General features: G+C 59.9%; 18 protein-coding genes. 16 read left to right on the top strand and 2 right to left on the bottom strand.

The window, feature by feature from the left end:
• Nucleotides 1–93: 93 nt before the first annotated feature.
• The 5 genes from FBZ97_RS20400 to gyrB all read left to right on the top strand — a co-directional run bounded on the left by FBZ97_RS20400 (nucleotide 94) and on the right by gyrB (nucleotide 5434).
• Nucleotides 94–795 (top strand): Tim44/TimA family putative adaptor protein, encoded by a 702-nt coding sequence (locus FBZ97_RS20400; RefSeq protein WP_113333427.1) that lies wholly within the window; start codon nucleotides 94–96, stop codon nucleotides 793–795.
• Nucleotides 792–1910, top strand: a complete 1119-nt coding sequence (locus FBZ97_RS20395) for a murein transglycosylase A (RefSeq protein WP_145321716.1) — start codon at nucleotides 792–794, stop codon at nucleotides 1908–1910. The genes FBZ97_RS20400 and FBZ97_RS20395 overlap by 4 nt, the downstream gene beginning before the upstream one ends.
• On the top strand, nucleotides 1910–2494 hold the full coding sequence (locus FBZ97_RS20390; RefSeq protein ID WP_145321713.1) for a Smr/MutS family protein: 585 nt from the start codon (nucleotides 1910–1912) through the stop codon (nucleotides 2492–2494). The genes FBZ97_RS20395 and FBZ97_RS20390 overlap by 1 nt, the downstream gene beginning before the upstream one ends.
• The gene (locus tag FBZ97_RS20385; RefSeq protein ID WP_145321711.1) at nucleotides 2491–2856 is read left to right on the top strand and encodes a helix-turn-helix transcriptional regulator; all 366 of its coding nucleotides are present in this window, start codon (nucleotides 2491–2493) and stop codon (nucleotides 2854–2856) included. Before FBZ97_RS20390 ends, FBZ97_RS20385 begins: the two co-directional genes overlap by 4 nt.
• Nucleotides 2857–3004: 148 nt before the next feature.
• Complete coding sequence (gene gyrB / locus FBZ97_RS20380; protein ID WP_113352863.1) at nucleotides 3005–5434, top strand: DNA topoisomerase (ATP-hydrolyzing) subunit B; 2430 nt, start codon at nucleotides 3005–3007, stop codon at nucleotides 5432–5434.
• Nucleotides 5435–5498: 64 nt separating this feature from the next.
• On the opposite strand, the gene FBZ97_RS20375 is transcribed toward gyrB, so the two are convergent.
• Both FBZ97_RS20375 and FBZ97_RS20370 read right to left on the bottom strand, forming a co-directional pair.
• Nucleotides 5499–6098 carry a nitroreductase family protein gene (locus tag FBZ97_RS20375; protein ID WP_113389657.1) on the bottom strand — a complete coding sequence of 200 codons (600 nt, stop codon included), beginning with the start codon at nucleotides 6096–6098 and terminating at the stop codon, nucleotides 5499–5501.
• Between the two features lie 78 nt (nucleotides 6099–6176).
• The gene (locus FBZ97_RS20370; protein WP_145321709.1) at nucleotides 6177–6467 is read right to left on the bottom strand and encodes a DUF2218 domain-containing protein; all 291 of its coding nucleotides are present in this window, start codon (nucleotides 6465–6467) and stop codon (nucleotides 6177–6179) included.
• A 162-nt stretch (nucleotides 6468–6629) separates the two neighbouring features.
• Here FBZ97_RS20370 and FBZ97_RS20365 point away from each other — a divergent pair, with 162 nt between their 5' ends.
• The 11 genes from FBZ97_RS20365 to FBZ97_RS20315 all read left to right on the top strand — a co-directional run bounded on the left by FBZ97_RS20365 (nucleotide 6630) and on the right by FBZ97_RS20315 (nucleotide 18661).
• Nucleotides 6630–7583, top strand: a complete 954-nt coding sequence (locus tag FBZ97_RS20365; RefSeq protein ID WP_145321707.1) for a glutathione S-transferase family protein — start codon at nucleotides 6630–6632, stop codon at nucleotides 7581–7583.
• A 63-nt stretch (nucleotides 7584–7646) separates the two neighbouring features.
• Complete coding sequence (locus tag FBZ97_RS20360) at nucleotides 7647–9065, top strand: pyridoxal-dependent decarboxylase (RefSeq protein WP_145321705.1); 1419 nt, start codon at nucleotides 7647–7649, stop codon at nucleotides 9063–9065.
• Nucleotides 9066–9214: 149 nt separating this feature from the next.
• Nucleotides 9215–10057: a fumarylacetoacetate hydrolase family protein gene (locus FBZ97_RS20355; protein ID WP_113333418.1), complete on the top strand. Its 843-nt coding sequence runs from the start codon at nucleotides 9215–9217 to the stop codon at nucleotides 10055–10057.
• Between the two features lie 297 nt (nucleotides 10058–10354).
• Nucleotides 10355–11632, top strand: a complete 1278-nt coding sequence (phaZ, locus tag FBZ97_RS20350; RefSeq protein ID WP_145321702.1) for a polyhydroxyalkanoate depolymerase — start codon at nucleotides 10355–10357, stop codon at nucleotides 11630–11632.
• 320 nt (nucleotides 11633–11952) lie between these two features.
• Nucleotides 11953–12393: a DUF2852 domain-containing protein gene (locus FBZ97_RS20345; RefSeq protein WP_113333416.1), complete on the top strand. Its 441-nt coding sequence runs from the start codon at nucleotides 11953–11955 to the stop codon at nucleotides 12391–12393.
• 89 nt (nucleotides 12394–12482) lie between these two features.
• A complete protein-coding gene (locus tag FBZ97_RS20340) occupies nucleotides 12483–13244 on the top strand; it encodes a SprT family zinc-dependent metalloprotease (RefSeq protein ID WP_113389652.1) in 762 nt (253 codons plus the stop codon).
• 275 nt (nucleotides 13245–13519) lie between these two features.
• Nucleotides 13520–14194 (top strand): phosphoribosylanthranilate isomerase, encoded by a 675-nt coding sequence (locus FBZ97_RS20335; protein WP_145321700.1) that lies wholly within the window; start codon nucleotides 13520–13522, stop codon nucleotides 14192–14194.
• Nucleotides 14191–15405 (top strand): tryptophan synthase subunit beta, encoded by a 1215-nt coding sequence (gene trpB, locus FBZ97_RS20330; RefSeq protein WP_113352870.1) that lies wholly within the window; start codon nucleotides 14191–14193, stop codon nucleotides 15403–15405. Before FBZ97_RS20335 ends, trpB begins: the two co-directional genes overlap by 4 nt.
• A gap of 10 nt (nucleotides 15406–15415) precedes the next feature.
• On the top strand, nucleotides 15416–16255 hold the full coding sequence (trpA, locus tag FBZ97_RS20325; RefSeq protein WP_113352871.1) for a tryptophan synthase subunit alpha: 840 nt from the start codon (nucleotides 15416–15418) through the stop codon (nucleotides 16253–16255).
• A gap of 109 nt (nucleotides 16256–16364) precedes the next feature.
• Nucleotides 16365–17276 (top strand): acetyl-CoA carboxylase, carboxyltransferase subunit beta, encoded by a 912-nt coding sequence (gene accD, locus FBZ97_RS20320; RefSeq protein ID WP_069613931.1) that lies wholly within the window; start codon nucleotides 16365–16367, stop codon nucleotides 17274–17276.
• Between the two features lie 32 nt (nucleotides 17277–17308).
• A complete protein-coding gene (locus FBZ97_RS20315) occupies nucleotides 17309–18661 on the top strand; it encodes a folylpolyglutamate synthase/dihydrofolate synthase family protein (protein WP_246661816.1) in 1353 nt (450 codons plus the stop codon).
• The last annotated feature ends 227 nt before the right edge of the window (nucleotides 18662–18888 follow it).

The following is an 18888-nucleotide window of genomic DNA, read 5'->3' as shown; positions in this document are numbered from 1 at the left end:
TAATAAAGAAACCGGGCCGCTATTTGAATGATAGATCGATGCGGACTATATGGGGACTGATCTTTCAATTTTTAACGGTGGTTCCGATACGAGATGGGTGCAAACGACTTTGTGACGATCTTTTTCCTGGTGGCGGCGGTGCTGATCTTCTTTCAGCTGCGCAGCGTTCTTGGCCGCCGCACAGGAAATGAGAAGCCGCCGCGCGATCTCTACGGCTCCGCAGATCCGGTAAACGGCCCGACGCCGCCGGATGCCGGCAAGGTGGTGACCTTGCCGCGGCGCGATGGCACCGAAGAGGAAGACCGTTTTGCCGCCATCGATGCCTTCACCCCGGCCGGCACGCCGCTTAATGATTCGCTGCGCGAAGTGAGCAAAGCCGATCCTTCCTTTAATCCGAAGGAATTCGTCAACGGTGCCCGCATGGCCTATGAGATGATCGTCATGGCCTTTGCCGAGGGCGATCGCAAGTCGCTGAAGGGACTGCTGTCGCGTGAGGTCTATGAGGGCTTCGATGCCGCCATCGCCGATCGCGAAGCCAAGGGTGAAAAGGTCAAATCGACCTTCGTCGGCATCGACAAGGCCGATATCGTCACCGCCGAAGTGAAAGGCACGGATGCCCTGATCACCATGCGCATCATCAGCCAGATGATCTCTGCCACCTACGACAAAGCTGGCACCTTGATCGATGGCGATGCTGAAGCTGTTGCCGAGATCAGCGACCTCTGGACCTTTGCCCGCGACACACGTTCGCGCGATCCGAACTGGAAACTCGTGGCGACCGAATCGGAACAATGACGAGCCCATCGCAGGAATTCAGGCTGGAGCCGGTAACCTTCGCCAATCTGAAGGGCTGGGAGGAGGACGATCCTTCCAGCCTTTTTCGCGCCATGAAGGACTGTCGCACTCACATCTGCGATGTGAAGCCCTATCGCACGGGTGCGGTGGGACTGACGGCCGACGATCTCCTGACGCTCCTCGATGCCGCAGAAGGGAAGGAACCGCGCAATGCGGCAGAAGCCCGTGCTTTTTTCGAGGAGCACTGCCAGCCTTTCTTCATTCGCCGGGATGACGGTGCCAGTGGTTTCGTGACCGCTTTCTTCGAGCCGGAAATAGCCGTTTCGGCTGTGCCAGACGGAACCTATCGGTACCCCTTCTATCGCAGACCGGATGATCTGATCGATTTGGATGATAGCAACCGGCCCGCCGAAATTGATCCGTCCTACATGTTCGGCAGGCTTCAGGGTGGCGCAATTTCCACCTATCCAGACCGCGGCGAGATCGATCGGGGCTATCTCGAGGGCAAGGGGCTGGAAATCGCCTGGGCGAAATCCAAGGTCGACGTCTTCTTCGTGCATGTACAGGGCGCGGCGCGTCTGCGCTATCCGGACGGGCGCCTCGGCCGCATCACCTATGCCGCCAAGGCTGGTCATCCCTTCTCGGCCGTCGGGCGTTTGCTGATCGACCGTGGGCTGCTGGATCGCACGACGATCTCCATGCAGACGATCCGCGACTGGCTCTACGCACATCCGGAGCAGGTCGATGAAGTCCTCTGGCACAATCGGTCCTATATTTTCTTCCGTGAGGCCGATGTCAGCGATCCCGCTCTCGGGCCGATTGCAGCGGCGAAGGTGCCGCTGCTGGCTGGCCGTTCTCTTGCGGTCGACCGGCTCATTCACACTTTCGGTTTTCCCTTCTTCATTCGGTCTGAAAGCCTGACCCATCTCGATGCCGGCAAGCCCTTCGCCCGGCTGATGCTGGCGCTCGATACGGGTTCCGCTATCGTCGGGCCGGCGCGCGGGGATATCTTTACCGGTTCGGGCTACGATGCAGGCGAGCTGGCCGGCACCGTGCGCAACGATGCCGATTTTTATATACTCATTCCGAAGGCGGCGGCGCAGAGGTTCGGCTGATGGCCCCGGAACGGAAGGACAAGGAACGAAAGCTCAGCGCGGAGGATCGCATCCTCTGGGGTAAGGTCGCCAAGAGCACGCGCCCTATGCCAGGGCGCGTGGCTGATATCGAGGCCTTCGAAGCCGCACTGCAGGCAGAAGCCGAAAGCGAGGAACGCACCCGGGCTGCAAAGACGAAACCCGTATCTCCCTCGGCTGAAACGCAGGAAGCCCCGGCGCCGGCCAAGCAGCCCGCCGGTCGTCATCATCCGCTCGAACGTCCCGTCAAACGCAAGATCGCGAAGGGTCATCTGGCGCTGGAGGCGAGGATCGACCTTCACGGCCTCTTCCAGAGCGAGGCCCATGGCATGCTTCTGGATTTCCTGATGCGCGCCCATAGCCGCGGCCTGCGCCACGTGCTCGTCATAACAGGTAAGGGCAGCTCCATGGGCAGCGAGGGGGCGCTGAAGCGTGCCGTGCCGCTGTGGTTCTCCAAACCTGAATTCCGGTTCCTGATTTCTTCCTACGAGACGGCAGCGCAGCATCATGGCGGCGAAGGTGCGCTCTATATTCGCCTGTCGCGCCTGAAAGGGGAGAAGCCTTGACCCCGTTCGGCGAAGCGGTTCGCAAGCTGCGCCTGCGCAAGGGCGTCTCGCAGAAGCAGATGGCGGCTGCGCTGAACGTGACTCCGGCTTATTTATCCGCCTTAGAACACGGAAAGCGTGGTCTGCCAACCTTCGATCTCCTGCAGCGCATCGCCGGCTATTTCAACATTATCTGGGACGAGGCCGAGGAATTGTTCCTGCTCGCACGATTTTCCGACCCGCGCGTTGTCGTCGATACATCCGGGCTTGCACCGGAATATACGGCCTTTGTCAACCACTTGGCGGGCAAGATCCGCAACCTTGACGCGGCAACGATCCGCGAACTGTCAAAGGTTCTGGAAAATGCCGGAAAAACCAGCTGAAAACCGCCTTAATCCCCTGTTTTATACCTGATTTCGGGGCCTTCCGTTTGGAACTTCAGGGTGAAACATCCTATATTCAGGCTAGGAAAAACCGCTGATTCGCAAGGGATCGGCGATATTCTCTAAACGCTGGAAAGACTTCAATAAAATGACCGATATTACCGATAATGGCGGCAATGCCGAATATGGTGCAGATAGCATCAAGGTTTTGAAAGGCCTTGATGCCGTGCGCAAGCGTCCGGGCATGTATATCGGTGACACGGATGACGGCTCGGGTCTGCATCACATGGTTTATGAGGTCGTCGACAACGCAATTGACGAAGCCCTGGCCGGCCATGCCGATATCGTGACGGTGACGCTCAATCCCGACGGCTCCGTTACCGTCACGGACAATGGCCGCGGCATCCCGACGGATATTCACAGCGGCGAAGGTGTTTCGGCGGCTGAAGTTATCATGACCCAGCTTCACGCCGGCGGTAAGTTCGACCAGAATTCCTACAAGGTCTCCGGCGGCCTGCACGGCGTCGGTGTTTCGGTCGTCAACGCGCTTTCCGTCTGGCTGCGCCTGAAGATCCGCCGCCAGGGCAAGATCCATGAGATGAGCTTTACCCACGGTGTTGCCGACGCGCCGCTGAAGGTAACAGGCGATGCCGGCGAAGCCACCGGCACCGAAGTCAGCTTCATGCCGAGTGCCGAAACCTTCACCATGACGGAATTCGATTACGGAACGCTGGAGCATCGCCTGCGCGAACTCGCTTTCCTGAATTCCGGCGTCCGCATTCTCTTGACCGACAAGCGGCATTCCGACGTCAAGCAGGAAGAAATGCTCTATGACGGCGGCCTGGAAGCCTTCGTCTCCTATCTCGATCGCGCCAAGAAGCCGCTCGTCCAGAAGCCGGTGTCGATCCGCAGCGAGAAGGACGGCATCACTGTCGAAGTGGCGATGTGGTGGAACGACAGCTACCACGAAAATGTGCTCTGCTTCACCAACAACATTCCGCAGCGCGACGGCGGCACCCATATGGCCGGCTTCCGCGCGGCTCTCACGCGTCAGATCACCTCCTATGCCGATTCGTCTGGCATCACCAAGAAGGAGAAGGTGACGCTGACGGGCGACGACTGCCGTGAAGGCCTGACCGCCGTGCTGTCGGTTAAGGTTCCCGATCCGAAGTTCTCCTCGCAGACCAAGGACAAGCTGGTTTCCTCTGAGGTTCGTCCGGTCGTCGAAAGCCTGGTCAACGAAGCCCTCAGCACTTGGCTCGAAGAACATCCGTCCGAAGCCAAGGTTCTGGTCGGCAAAGTCGTCGAAGCTGCTGCGGCTCGCGAAGCCGCCCGCAAGGCGCGCGAACTAACGCGCCGCAAGGGCGCACTGGATATTGCCTCGTTGCCCGGCAAGCTTGCCGACTGCTCCGAGCGCGATCCCGCCAAATCCGAAGTCTTCCTCGTCGAGGGTGACTCGGCAGGCGGTTCGGCCAAGCAGGGCCGCTCGCGCGAAAACCAGGCCATCCTGCCGCTGCGTGGCAAGATCCTGAACGTCGAGCGCGCCCGCTTTGACAAGATGCTGTCGAGCCAGGAAATCGGTACGCTGATCACCGCACTCGGCACCGGCATCGGTAAGGATGAATTCAACGCCGAAAAGCTGCGCTATCACAAGATCATCATCATGACGGACGCAGACGTCGACGGCGCGCATATCCGCACCCTGCTGCTGACCTTCTTCTTCCGGCAGATGCCCGATCTCATCGAGCGCGGCCATCTCTACATCGCCCAGCCGCCGCTCTATAAGGTGACGCGCGGCAAGTCGGTGCAATATGTCAAGGATGAGAAGGCGTTGGAAGAGTATCTCATTGGCCAGGGCACCGAAGATACCAGCCTGCGCCTCGGCAACGGCGAAGTCCGTACTGGCCAGGATCTGCGCGAAGCGATCTATGATGCGCTGCGCCTGCGCACGCTGATCGATAATCTGCATTCCCGCTACAATCGCGCCGTGGTCGAACAGGCTGCAATCGCAGGGGCCCTCAACGCCGAAATGGTCAGCGATCCCACGCGGGCGGAAGCGCTCGTCAACGACGTTGCCAAGCGGCTCGACGTCATCGCCGAGGAAACCGAACGTGGTTGGAGCGGTGCTGTGACCGGCGAGGGCGGCCTGCGCTTCGAGCGCACGGTGCGTGGCGTCAAGGAAGTCGTCTTCCTCGACATGGCGCTCATCGGTTCACAGGATGCCCGCCTGATCGACCAGCTCGGCTCGCGGCTGAAGGAAGTCTATGTCACACCGCCGAAGCTTGTTCGCCGCGATGGCGAGACGGAGATTTCCGGTCCCCGCCAGCTACTGGACACGATCTTTGCCAGCGGCCGCAAGGGGCTGACGCTGCAGCGCTATAAAGGTCTTGGCGAGATGAATGCCGAGCAGCTCTGGGAAACGACGCTTGATCCGAACGTGCGCTCGCTGCTGCAGGTAAAGGTCACGGATGCGACCGATGCCGACGGTCTGTTTGCCCGGCTCATGGGCGATGAGGTCGAGCCGCGGCGCGAATTCATTCAGGATAACGCGCTGAGCGTTGCCAATCTCGACATCTGATCGTTTACATCACATGCAAAAAGGGCGCGCCGGACGTTTCGGCGGGCCCTTTTCTTTTCATCGGTTACTTGGCGATGAAGGTGCCGTTGAAAGCAAGTTCCGAAAGTGGTTTGCGCTGGCTCGGCACCTCGCGCTCGCGCAGCTTTTCCGGAAGCTGGTTCTTGTCACCGATCTTGCCAATCGCGACGGCCGCTTCGACGCGGAAGCCATCCGGAATACCGAGGACTTCATAGGATTTCTCGACGTGGAAGCCAGTCATGCCATGGGCTTCATAGCCGGCTAAATGTGCCTGTATTGCCAGGAAACCCCAAGCCGTTCCGGCGTCGAAGGAATGGCTGTAGCTCGGCTTCTGTTCGGCCGAACCAAGCTCGCCGCTGTGGGTGCGGGAAATGACGAAAAGCAGCGCGCCGGCGGATTTCACCCAACCTTGATTGAAGTCGATCAGGACGCTCAAAAACCGATCCCAATGTTCCGAGCCGCGCAGCGCATAGAGGAAGCGCCAGGGCTGCAGGTTCGAGGCGGAAGGTGCCCAATGCGCTGCTTCCAGAATGGTCAGCAGGTCTGCTTCCGGCATCGCCTCGTTGGAATAGGCGCGCGGCGACCAGCGGTCGAGAAAGAGCTTATCGATCGGATATTGGGATTCGCGGCTGTTGCTTGATGTCATGAGGGCTTCTTTCCTTGGAGATGATTGGCCGTGGGCGGTCGAAGCTGGCCGTTGGCTGGTTATGAAAGGGACGGAAACTTAAACTGGAGCAGTCCAGCTCACGTCAAGCTCCTCGCGGAAGGCGAAGCGCTTGAGGTGGTCGGCAACGACGTTCTGCATGCGCTCATGGTCTTCAGGCTTTTCGACCGTCAGCGTCATGACGAGGGTGCCGGGCTCGGCTGCCAGATCGAGGAAAGTTTCCGCGCTGAACGGCACCTTGCCGACAGCCGCATCGAATTCCACGCTGAAGCGATGGCTCCAATGCTTGCAGAGCTGCTGGAGATAGCGACTGGCATGGTCGGTCCTGACGTGGGAAACGGATTTTGCCATGGGATTTCTCCGATAAACCTGTTCGCAAACGCGTTGTTTGATACATAGAGGCATCTACATTCGCCAGGTAGACAGTCTGTTTCAAGTTTGCGTTATTCCGGTGAAATTCTGTTTCGCTATGCTGAGCGTCGATAGGAACGTGTGCGACGCGGAGATAGAGTCTTGCTGGTAAATGGAAAATGGACTGAGGATTGGCAGCCTGTCCAGGCCAAGGATGAGAAGGGCGGTTTCGTTCGCCAGATTTCGAGCTTCCGCAACTGGGTGACGCCGGATGGCCGGCCGGGGCCGACGGGCGAGGGCGGTTTCAAGGCGGAAGCTGGCCGCTATCACCTCTACGTCGCGCTGATCTGCCCCTGGGCGTCGCGTACCCTGATCGGCCGCAAGCTGAAGGAGCTGGAAGAGGCTATTTCGGTTTCCGTGGTCGAGCCGGCGCTCTCCAATCAGGGCTGGCGGTTCGGCGATTATCCCGGCGCGACAAAGGACCCTATAAACGGCGCTACCTATATGCATGAAATCTATACGAAGGCCGATCCTCACTTTACCGGCCGCGCCACGGTGCCAGTCCTATGGGACAAGCAGAATGGCACGATCGTCAACAACGAGTCCTCAGATATCCTGCGCATGCTGAATGACGGCTTCGGCGATCTTGCCCGCAACGAGATCGATCTCTATCCGGCCGGCAAGCGGGACGAGATCGACAGCTTCAATGCCCGGATCTATCCCGCGCTCAACAACGGCGTTTACCGCGCTGGCTTTGCAACGACGCAGACTGCTTATGAAGAGGCCTTCAATGAGGTGTTCGATTGCCTCGATCAGGTCGAGACGGAATTAGAGGGCAAGGACTTTCTCTTCACCGGGCATCCAACCGAAAGCGATATCAGGCTCTTCGTCACGCTCGTCCGTTTCGACGTCGCCTATCACGGCCTGTTCAAATGCAATCTCCGCCGGCTGTCGGACTATGCCAATCTCCAGTCCTTCTGTCGCCGGATGCTCGATTGGCCGGGTGTTGCCGAAACGGTGAATTTCGATCATATCAAGCGCGGATACTACTCGATTTCGACGCTCAATCCCACCGGTATCGTGCCGCTCGGACCGGCGCTGGACGAGCTGTTCTGATACTCGACCGAGTTCCAAAACCGGTCTAAGGTCCCCTCGTTCGATGGATCAGGGAGGATCGTCATGAACTGGGAAGAGTTCCGGCAGTGGTCGGAGAAAGCGGCACATTGGGGCGCGGATTACCGCGCGTCGCTTCGTGACAGGCCGGTCCGGGCGAAGATGGCGCCGGGCGAAATATCGGCGCATATAGCTGATTCTCCACCGGAATCGGGCGAAGCGATGGAGGATATCTTCAAAGATTTTGAGGATATCCTGGTGCCCGGCATGACGCACTGGCAGCACCCGCGCTTCTTTGCCTATTTCCCAGCCAACGCCGCTCCCGTCTCGGTGGTTGCCGAATATCTGGTCAGCGCCATCGCCGCTCAATGCATGCTCTGGCAGACGTCACCTTCCGCCACTGAGCTTGAAACGAAAGTTGTCGATTGGCTGCGGCAGGCCCTCGGTCTGCCGGAAAGCTTCACCGGCGTCATTCAGGATTCCGCCTCGACAGCAACGCTTGCCGCCGTCCTCGTGATGCGCGAAAGAGCGCTGGACTGGCAGGGCAACAAACGCGGACTTGCGGCCAACAAAGCGGTGCGCATCTATTCGACCGATCAGGTCCATACGTCCATTGACCGCGCCATCTGGATTGCCGGGGTCGGGCAGGAAAATCTGGTGCGGATTCCCTCTGGTGGTCCCAACAAAGCCATGGATCCGAAAGCACTTGCCGATGCGATCGAGCGTGATCGCGCTGCTGGACTGCTGCCGGCCGGCGTCATCGCCTGTGTCGGCGGCACCAGCGTCGGTGCCTGCGATGATATCGCCGCTGTCGTTAAGGTGGCCCATGCGCATGGGCTCTACGTCCATGTCGATGCCGCCTGGGCTGGCTCGGCAATGATCTGCCCGGAGTTCCGCACCCTGTGGCACGGCGTCGAGCATGCCGATTCCGTCGTCTTCAACCCGCATAAATGGCTCGGCGCGCAATTCGATTGCTCCGTCCAGTTCGTGCGCGAGCCGGAGACGCTGGTCCGCACGCTGGCGATCCAGCCCGAATATCTCCGCACGCATGGCCATGACGGTATCATCAATTACTCGGAATGGTCGGTGCCGCTTGGGCGCCGCTTCCGCGCGCTCAAACTTTGGTTCCTGTTGCGCTATCACGGCCTGGAAGGATTGCGGACGATGATCCGAAATCATGTGTCCTGGTCGCAGAATCTGGCTAAGCGTCTCGCCGCCGAGCCCGATTTCGAAATCGTCACCGAACCGTTCCTATCGCTGTTTTCCTTCGATCACAAGGCGCCCGAGGGTATCGATCAGGAAAGCCACACCCAGGGGCTACTCAATGCCATCAACAATGATGGCCGCATCTATCTGACGCAGACCCGCGTTGGCGGCAGGTTGGTCATCCGCTTTCAGGCCGGCCAGTTTGAGGCGACGGCTGATGACATCAATATGGCTTTCGATGCCATCGTCGAAATCGCCAGGTCATTATCCCCGAACTAGAAAAGCTGTTTTTCCGGCGCGAAGAGCCGAGCCGTGCTAGGCTCCTCAAAATCGATTGGTGACACTGGTGAATAACTCGTTCATATATGGTGCCGGCAATTTTATCGTAAGAGTAATATCGTCTTTGAAGATGCAGGGAAGGAAAATCCATGAAACTGTTGCGTGTTGGCGAAGTCGGCAAGGAAAAGCCGGCGCTTCTGGATAGCGACGGCAAGATCCGCGATCTGTCCGCCCACGTGGCCGATATCGGCGGTGAGGCCATTTCGCCGGCAGGTCTTGCGAAGATCGCAGCCCTCGATCCGAAAAGCCTGCCTGAATTGCCGGAAGGCCGCCTCGGTGCCTGCGTTGCGGGCACCGGCAAGTTCATCTGCATCGGCCTGAACTTCTCTGATCATGCCGCCGAAACCGGCGCGACCGTGCCGCCGGAGCCGATCATTTTTATGAAGGCAAGCTCGGCCATCGTCGGCCCGAACGACAATGTGCTGATCCCGCGCGGCTCCGAAAAGACCGACTGGGAAGTCGAGCTTGGCGTCGTTATCGGCAAGACGGCAAAATATGTCAGCGAAGCCGATGCGCTTGATTATGTCGCCGGTTACTGCGTTTCCCACGACGTCTCCGAGCGCGCCTTCCAGACCGAGCGCTCCGGACAGTGGACCAAGGGCAAGTCCTGCGACACCTTCGGCCCGATCGGCCCCTGGCTGGTCACCAAGGATGAGATTGCCGATCCGCAGAATCTCGGCATGTGGCTGAAGGTCAACGGCAAGATGATGCAGAACGGCTCGACGAGGACCATGGTCTATGGCGTTGCCCATCTCGTCTCCTATCTCAGCCAGTTCATGTCGCTGCATCCCGGCGACGTCATCTCCACCGGCACGCCTCCGGGCGTCGGCATGGGCATGAAGCCGCCGCAGTACCTGAAGCCGGGCGATGTCGTTGAGCTGGGCATAGAAGGCTTGGGCACGCAGCGCCAGACCTTCCTGGCCGACGCATAAGGCGTGCGAAGCTCAGGAACTTTAACCTTTTGAGATCATTCTTGATGCCGGGGAAGCAATTCTCCGGCGTTTTTTATCGATAAGAACCAATTGTAGTTATGTTGCTCTGCAGCAAAAACTGCTAGGTTGGATCATAGGAAGGATAATGATCGCGCACGAGGAGCCGTCATTATCCTGCTGCACAGCGCGACCGGAGGAGCGCAGCAGTGAAGGCAGCGACACGCAAGGCGCGTGCGCTTCAATGATTTAGGTGATCTGCGCGGCCGAATGCCCTCGCATCACGAAAGGTAAAGCCCCATGTTTTATCAGTTTTACGAACTCAATCACGCCGCTCTCGCACCCTTTCGCGCCGCGGCGGACATGATGCGCCTGGCCTATGCCAATCCCCTTAATCCCCTTTCGCATACGGTATTCGGCCGCACCTTGACGGCCAGTCTCGAAGTTTTCGAGCGCACCACCCGGCGCTACGGCAAGCCGGAATTCGGCCTTCCGGAGACGGTGATCGACGGCAAACCGGTCTCGGTTCACGAAAAGATCGTCTGGAAGAAGCCCTTCTGCAATCTCATCCATTTCGAGCGCAGCCTGCCCGCCGGCCACAGCGCCGATCCGCGCATCCTGATCGTCGCGCCGATGTCGGGCCATTATGCGACGCTGCTGCGCGGCACCGTGGAAGCACTGCTGCCGGGTGCCGATGTCTACATCACCGATTGGATCGATGCCCGCATGGTGCCGATGACTGAAGGCACCTTCGATCTCGACGACTATATCGATTACGTCATCGAGATGCTGCACCACCTCGGGCCGGATACGCATGTCGTCGCCGTCTGCCAGCCGTCGGTGCCTGTCCTGGCCGCCGCTGCTGTGATGGAAGCGGCGGGTGATCGCCTGGCACCCTCATCCATGACGCTGATGGGTGGCCCGATCGATACCCGCATCAATCCGACGGCGGTCAACCAGCTTGCCAAGGAAAAGCCGCTGGAATGGTTCGCCGACAATGTGGTCATGAACGTGCCCTGGCCGCAGCCGGGCTTCATGCGGCCGGTCTACCCCGGCTTCCTGCAGCTTTCCGGCTTCATGTCGATGAACCTCGACCGACACATGATCGCGCACAAGGACTTCTTTGTGCACCTCGTCAAGAATGACGGCGAACCGGCGGAGAAGCACCGCGATTTCTACGACGAATATCTGGCGGTCATGGATCTGACGGCGGAATTCTATCTGCAGACGGTCGATCAGGTCTTCATGAAGCATGCGCTGCCAAAGGGCGAGCTGATGCATCGCGGCGAGCGCGTCGATCCCTCAGCTATTCGCAACGTCGCGCTTCTAACCGTCGAAGGCGAAAACGACGATATCTCCGGCGTCGGGCAGACGCATGCGGCGCAGACCATCTGCAACAATATCCCCGACCATATGCGCATGCACTACCTGCAGCCGGATGTCGGCCACTACGGCGTCTTCAACGGCTCGCGCTTCCGCCGCGAAATTGCGCCGCGCATCCTGGCCTTTACCCGCGAACATGCCCGCACCGGCCGGTCGGTGGTCAAGCGGGTCATCAAGGGCGGAAAATCCGCTTGAAAGAAGTAAGATCAAATAGATAGGGCGGTTCGGAACTTGTTGATGAGCCGAACTGCCCTACTATGCAAAATATTAGCTTTTGTTGAATTATTCGCGCCGATTCAAGCACTTGTCCGATTCCATCACGCGATCCCATTGAAGCCTCACGAACAGGTTACCATCTCGATTCCGGCGGTACCGCAGAGATGATCGGGCCGTTTACCGCGCCGCGCGTCCTTGGAACGCGCTGAGATGCAGGTAGAGCTTTAAAAACCGCGCAGAAGCCTGACCATTGACCGGTGTCGGTCGAGGGGCAATGCGCCGTGCGAGGATACCTGACAATGAACCAATCTGCATTGCTTCGCCCGGATTGGACTCCGGCTACTATTGCCCTGATGGTGCTTGGCTTCGTGGTCTTCTGGCCGCTTGGCTTCGCCATGCTCGCATATATTCTCTTCGGAGAACGTTTGCGGGAATTCAAACGGGATGTGAATGAAAGGACCGACGGCATGTTTGCTGGCTGCGGACGCTATCGCAATCGTCATCGCCATTCCTTTTCCTCCACCGGCAACGTCGCCTTCGACGACTGGCGCCGGGCAGAGCTTGAGCGCCTCGAACAGGAGCGCCGCAAGCTGGACGAAATGCGCGCCGAATTCGATGCTTATGCTCGCGAACTGCGCCGCGCCAAGGATCAGGAAGAATTCGACCGCTTCATGCGCGAGCGCAACAGCGTCAAGCGCAATGACAATGGCGGCTCGCCAACCGAGTTCAAGACGCCGTGACGGGAGTTCCGTCACGAGGTCAAAACCGGCATCGCTCGATGCCGGTTTTTCTTTGCCAGAAATCCCCGCGAATCATATAAAACTGCCTCATGTTTCCGCTGCTCTCCAGACCCCGCAAACCGCAAGCCAAGGTGGCCGCACCGGAAACGCGTACGCTCGATGTTGCCGGCCGGTTGATGCCCCTGACGATCCGCCAGCACGAGCGCGCCACCCGCATCACGCTCCGGATCGAGCCTGGCGGGCGATCGCTGAAGATGACCATCCCGCGTGGCCTCGCGGCACGCGAGGTCAATGCCTTCCTCGATAGGCATCAGGGTTGGCTGCTGACCAAGCTCGCGAAATTCTCCGTCGACAACAGCCTGCGCGGCGGCAGCGAAATCCTCCTGCGCGGCGTGCGCCACCGGATCGAGCACACCGGAACCTTGCGGGGCCTCACCGAAGCCATCGTCGTCGAGGGCGTTCCGGTGCTGCGCGTCAGCGGCATGCCGGAACATGCCGGCCGCCGCATCGCCACTTTCCTGAAGAAAGAGGCCCGCGCCGATCTGGAAAAGCTCGTGACTGTCCACGCCAAGGCCATCCGCGCCAGCGTCACGTCCGTCACCATGAAGGATACCCGCAGCCGTTGGGGCTCCTGCTCCTCGCAAGGGAACCTGAGCTTCTCCTGGCGCATCGTCATGGCGCCGCCCCTGGTCATCGATTACCTCGCCGCCCACGAAGTCGCACATTTGCGCGAAATGAACCATGGCCCGCGCTTCTGGGCGCTCTGCCGCAAACTCTGCCCCGATATGGACGAGGCCAAAGCCTGGCTGAAGCGCCACGGCAGCCAGCTGCATGCGATTGATTTTGATTGAGCTGCATAGAGGTGCGCAAGGCAATCGCATATAGGCAGGTTGGCCCATCATCCGTCCTCTCACAGTTCGCTTCGCTCAACTGTTCGAGTCCACCTTCTCCCCGCACGCGGGGCGAAGGAGTTTTGCCAGATTGCCCCTCTTCCCGTCAAAACGGGGAGAGGGCTGGGTGAGGGGCACTTTCTATTTCATATACGATGGCCTTGGAGCCACGCAAAAATCCCGCCAACGTCGCCTTTAGGCTCGACTCTTGCGAAATTTCGTGTCACTCCGCTGCCATGAACCCCGATATCAAAATTTGTGGTCTGAAGACGCCGGAGGCGGTGGATCGTGCTCTTGAGCGCGGTGCTACCCATATCGGCTTTATCTTCTTTGAAAAAAGCCCGCGCTATATCGAGCCGGATCTCGCCGGCGAGCTTGCCGAGCGCGCGCGCGGCAAGGCGAAGGTTGTCGCCGTCACGGTCAACCCGACTAATGACGATCTCGATGAGATCATGTCGCTGGTGAAGCCGGATATGCTGCAGCTCCACGGCAATGAGAGCCCCGAGCGTGTCTTGACCATCAAAGCGGTCTATAATGTCCCGGTCATGAAGGCCATGTCGGTGCGAGACGCCGACGATCTAAAGCGGGTGGAATCCTATATCGGCATTGCCGACCGCTTCCTGTTCGACGCCAAGCCGCCTGTTGGTTCGGAGCTGCCGGGCGGAAATGGCGTATCCTTCGATTGGAGCCTGATGAGTTGGGTCGACGATCGGGTGGACTATATGCTGTCCGGCGGTGTCAACAAGGACAATGTCGCCGAGGCACTGGCCTCCACCAATGCCAGCGGTATCGATCTCTCCTCGGCGCTGGAAAGTGCGCCTGGTGTGAAGGATCTCGGCAAGATCGACCAGTTTTTCGACGCTTTTGCAGAAGCATGTCTGCCGGAACCGGCAGCAGGGAGTAGAAAGTGAACCAGACGCCTAAACTCAATTCCTTCCGCTCCGGCCCCGACGAGGATGGCCGTTTCGGCATTTACGGCGGACGTTTCGTAGCCGAAACGCTTATGCCGCTGATCCTGGATCTGCAGGAGGAATGGGCGAAGGCGAAGGACGATCCGGCCTTCCAGGCAGAGCTGAAGGCTCTCGGCACGCATTACATCGGCCGTCCCAGCCCGCTTTATTTCGCCGAGCGCCTGACGGCCGAGCTTGGCGGCGCCAAGATCTACTTCAAGCGTGAAGAGCTGAACCACACCGGCTCGCACAAGATCAACAACTGCATCGGCCAGATCCTGCTCGCCAAGCGCATGGGCAAGACCCGCATCATCGCTGAAACCGGCGCCGGTCAGCATGGCGTGGCCTCGGCGACGGTTGCCGCCCGCTTCGGCCTGCCCTGCGTCGTCTACATGGGCGCGACCGATGTCGAGCGCCAGGCGCCGAACGTCTTCCGCATGAAGCTCTTGGGCGCCGAGGTTGTTCCGGTAACGGCCGGCAGCGGCACGCTGAAGGACGCGATGAACGAAGCCCTTCGCGACTGGGTCACCAATGTCGACGACACCTATTATCTGATCGGTACGGCCGCCGGCCCGCATCCCTATCCGGAAATGGTTCGCGATTTCCAGGCCGTGATCGGCACCGAAGCCCGCGCGCAGATCCTGGAGGCCGAAGGCCGCTTGCCGGATCTCGTCATAGCGGCTGTCGGCGGCGGCTCGAATGCCATCGGCATCTTCCATCCGTTCCTGGATGACGAGGGCGTCAAGATCGTCGGCGTCGAAGCCGGCGGCAAGGGCCTGCAGGGTGATGAGCATTGCGCCTCCATCACCGCCGGTTCGCCCGGCGTGCTGCATGGCAACCGCACCTACCTGCTGCAGGACGGCGACGGCCAGATCAAGGAAGGTCATTCGATTTCGGCCGGCCTCGATTATCCCGGCATCGGCCCGGAACATTCCTGGCTGAACGATATCGGCCGCGCCGAATATGTGCCGATCATGGACCATGAGGCGCTCGAAGCCTTCCAGACGCTGACGCGCCTCGAAGGCATTATCCCGGCGCTCGAGCCGAGCCATGCGCTCGCCGAAGTGATCAAGCGCGCCCCCAAGATGGGCAAGGATGAGATCATCCTGATGAACCTCTCCGGCCGTGGTGACAAGGACATCTTCACCGTCGGCAAGATTCTGGGAATGTGAGTTAGACGCCATGACCGCACGTATGGACAAACGCTTCGCCGCTTTGAAGGCTGAAGGCCGCCCGGCACTCGTCACCTATTTCATGGGCGGCGATCCCGATTACGAGACCTCCCTCGGCATCATGAAGGCGCTGCCGGAAGCCGGCGCCGACGTTATCGAACTCGGAATGCCCTTTTCCGATCCCATGGCCGACGGTCCCGCGATCCAGCTTGCCGGCCAGCGCGCCCTGAAGGCCGGCCAGACGCTGAAGAAGACCCTGCAGCTCGCCGCCGATTTCCGGAAAGTCGATGCCGATACGCCGATCGTGATGATGGGCTATTACAATCCGATCTACATCTACGGTGTCGAAAGGTTTCTCGATGATGCGCTGGCTGCCGGCATCGACGGCCTGATCGTCGTCGACCTGCCGCCGGAAATGGATGACGAGCTTTGCATTCCGGCGATCCGCAAGGGCATCAACTTCATCCGCCTGGCAACGCCGACCACCGACGAGAAGCGCCTGCCGACGGTTCTGAAGAACACGACCGGCTTCGTCTATTACGTCTCTATGAACGGCATCACCGGTTCGGCGCTGCCGGATCCGTCGCTAGTGTCGGGCGCCGTCAAGCGCATTAAGCAGCACACCGAGTTGCCGGTCTGCGTCGGCTTCGGCGTCAAGACCGCCGAGCACGCTAAGCTGATCGGCGCTGCCGCCGATGGCGTCGTCGTCGGTACCGCGATCGTCAATCAGATTGCCACCAGCCTCACGAAGGATGGCAAGGCAACGGCAGACACCATCCAGGCTGTCGCCACCCTGGTGCGCGGCCTGTCGACGGGAACGCGTTCCGCCCGCCTTGTTGCCGCCGAATAGTTTCCCCATATAGGCCTCTCAGCAATCCCCTGCGGATTGAGGGAAAAGCCCTATGGGCATTTGGTGACGACTAGGATATCGATTAATTCGGTCGATTAGGAGTTTCGAATTGAACTGGATCACGAACTACGTCCGCCCGCGGATCAATTCCATGCTGGGCCGTCGCGAGGTTCCGGAGAATCTCTGGATCAAGTGCCCGGAAACGGGCGAAATGGTCTTCCATAAGGATCTGGAAGAGAACAAGTGGGTCATCCCCGCATCCGGCTTCCACATGAAGATGCCGGCCAAAGCCCGTCTTGCCGATCTCTTCGACAATGGTGAATACGAAGCCCTGCCGCAGCCGAAGGTCGCGCAGGACCCGTTGAAGTTCCGCGACTCGAAGAAATATACCGACCGCCTGAAGGACAGTCGCCTCAAGACCGAGCAGGAGGATACGATTCTTGCCGGCCTCGGCAAGGTCCGTGGTCTGAAGCTCGTGGCTGTCGTGCATGAATTCAACTTTATCGGCGGTTCGCTCGGCATGGCCGCCGGCGAAGCCATCGTGAAGGCTTTCGAGCGCGCTATCGCCGAAAAGTGTCCGCTGGTCATGTTCCCGGCTTCGGGCGGCGCCCGCATGCAAGAAGGCATCCTGTCGCTGATGCAGCTGCCGCGCACGACGGTCGCCGTCGACATGCTGAAGGAAGCTGGCCAGCCCTACGTCGTGGTTCTGACCAACCCGACGACCGGCGGCGTCACGGCCTCCTACGCCATGCTGGGTGACATTCATCTCGCCGAACCCGGCGCCGAAATCGGCTTTGCCGGCAAGCGCGTGATCGAGCAGACGCTGCGCGAAAAGCTTCCCGAGGGCTTCCAGACCTCGGAATACCTGCTGGAGCACGGGATGGTGGACATGGTCGTCAAGCGTCATGACATTCCGGACACTTTGGCGACGCTTCTGAAGATCCTGACCAAGGCGCCGGCAAACGACGTATCGGTCAAGAACAAGAATGGCGCGGCACTGGCGATAGCAGCGAGCGCCTGACATCATCGATTGCCGACGGGCGGAGGTGCGGGATGACGTCTATGGATCAGTCCGCAATGAGCGAGGCAGCACGCGAGATCGAGAAGCTCATGGGATTGCATCCCAAGGGCTTCGATCTGTCTCTGGAACGAATAACCCGCCTGCTCGACGTCCTCGGAAATCCCCACCAGAAATTGCCGCCGGTGATCCATGTCGCCGGCACCAATGGCAAGGGTTCGGTGACGGCCTTTTGCCGTGCGCTGCTCGAAGCGGGTGGCTATAGCGTCCATGTCCATACCTCGCCGCATCTCGTCAACTGGCACGAGCGCTACCGTATCGGCGTCAAGGGTGGCCGCGGCAGGCTCGTCGACGATACCGTGTTCGCCGATGTGCTCAGGCGCATCGCCAAGGCGAATGAGGGGCAGAAGATCACCGTCTTCGAAATCCTGACGGCCGCGACCTTTCTCCTCTTTGCCGAGCATCCGGCTGATGTCGCGATCATCGAGGTCGGACTTGGCGGCCGTTTCGATGCCACCAATGTCCTTTCCGATCCGGCCGTTTCCGTCATCATGCCGATCTCGCTCGATCACCAGCCCTATCTCGGCGACCGCGTCGAACTGATCGCAGCGGAAAAGGCAGGCATCATGAAGCCGGGCCATCCCGTCGTCATCGGCCATCAGGACTATGATGCCGCGCTCGACGTGCTGATCTCCACGGCCGAGCGGCTTCGTTGCCCGACCGCCGTCTTCGGCCAGGATTTTTCCGCCCATGAGGAATATGGCAAGCTGGTCTATCAGGACGAGTTCGGTTTGGCCGATCTGCCGCTGCCGCGGCTGCCGGGCCGTCACCAATATGGCAATGCCGCTGCCGCCATCCGCGCCGTCAAGGCCGCTGGTTTCGTCGTCACCGAAGCGATGATGGAAAAGGCGATGACATCGGTCGAATGGCCGGGCCGCCTGCAGCGGCTGACGGAAGGCGATCTGGTGGCAAATGCGCCCGAACGCGCCGAGATCTGGATCGATGGCGGCCACAATCCTGGCGCCGGCGAAGTCATCGCCGAGGCCATGGCCAATTTTGAAGAGCGTCAGCCGCGGCCCTTATTCCTGATCATTGGAATGATCAACACCAAGGATCCAATCGGCTATTTCAAGGCTTTTGCCGGTCTTGCGGAGAAAGTCTATTGCGTGCCGATTCGCGGCAGCGAAGCCATGGTCGATCCGGTCATCCTGGCGAATGCCGCCTACGATGCCGGTCTGATCGCAGAGCCCATGTCGACTGTGGGCGAGGCGCTGGATGCGATCAAGGCTATGACTGGGGCGAATTCGCCGGCACCGCGCATCCTGATCGGCGGTTCCCTCTATCTGGTCGGCGATGTTCTTGCCGACAACGGCACGCCGCCGCGGTAATTCCGGCGGGGTTGTTACTCACCACCTGCTCTCGTGCTTCGAGACGGCCCTGCGGGCCTCCTCACCATGAGGGCCGCTCCTCACCTGCTTGGCAACTCGCTCCACCTCATCCTGAGCCTGTCGAAGGATCAGGGCGGCGGCCCATGCGCGAAGCCTCGAAGGGAGAAGATGGCCTGTGCTCTCCGACCAACAAAAAACCCCGCCGAAGCGGGGCTCTTGTTCCATAC

The sequence above is a fragment of the Rhizobium sp. ERR 942 genome (assembly GCF_007828395.1).
GTDB classification, from domain to species: domain Bacteria; phylum Pseudomonadota; class Alphaproteobacteria; order Rhizobiales; family Rhizobiaceae; genus Rhizobium; species Rhizobium dioscoreae.
The sequence above is the reverse complement of the archived record's forward strand: the minus strand, read 5'-3'. Positions and strand labels throughout refer to the sequence as shown.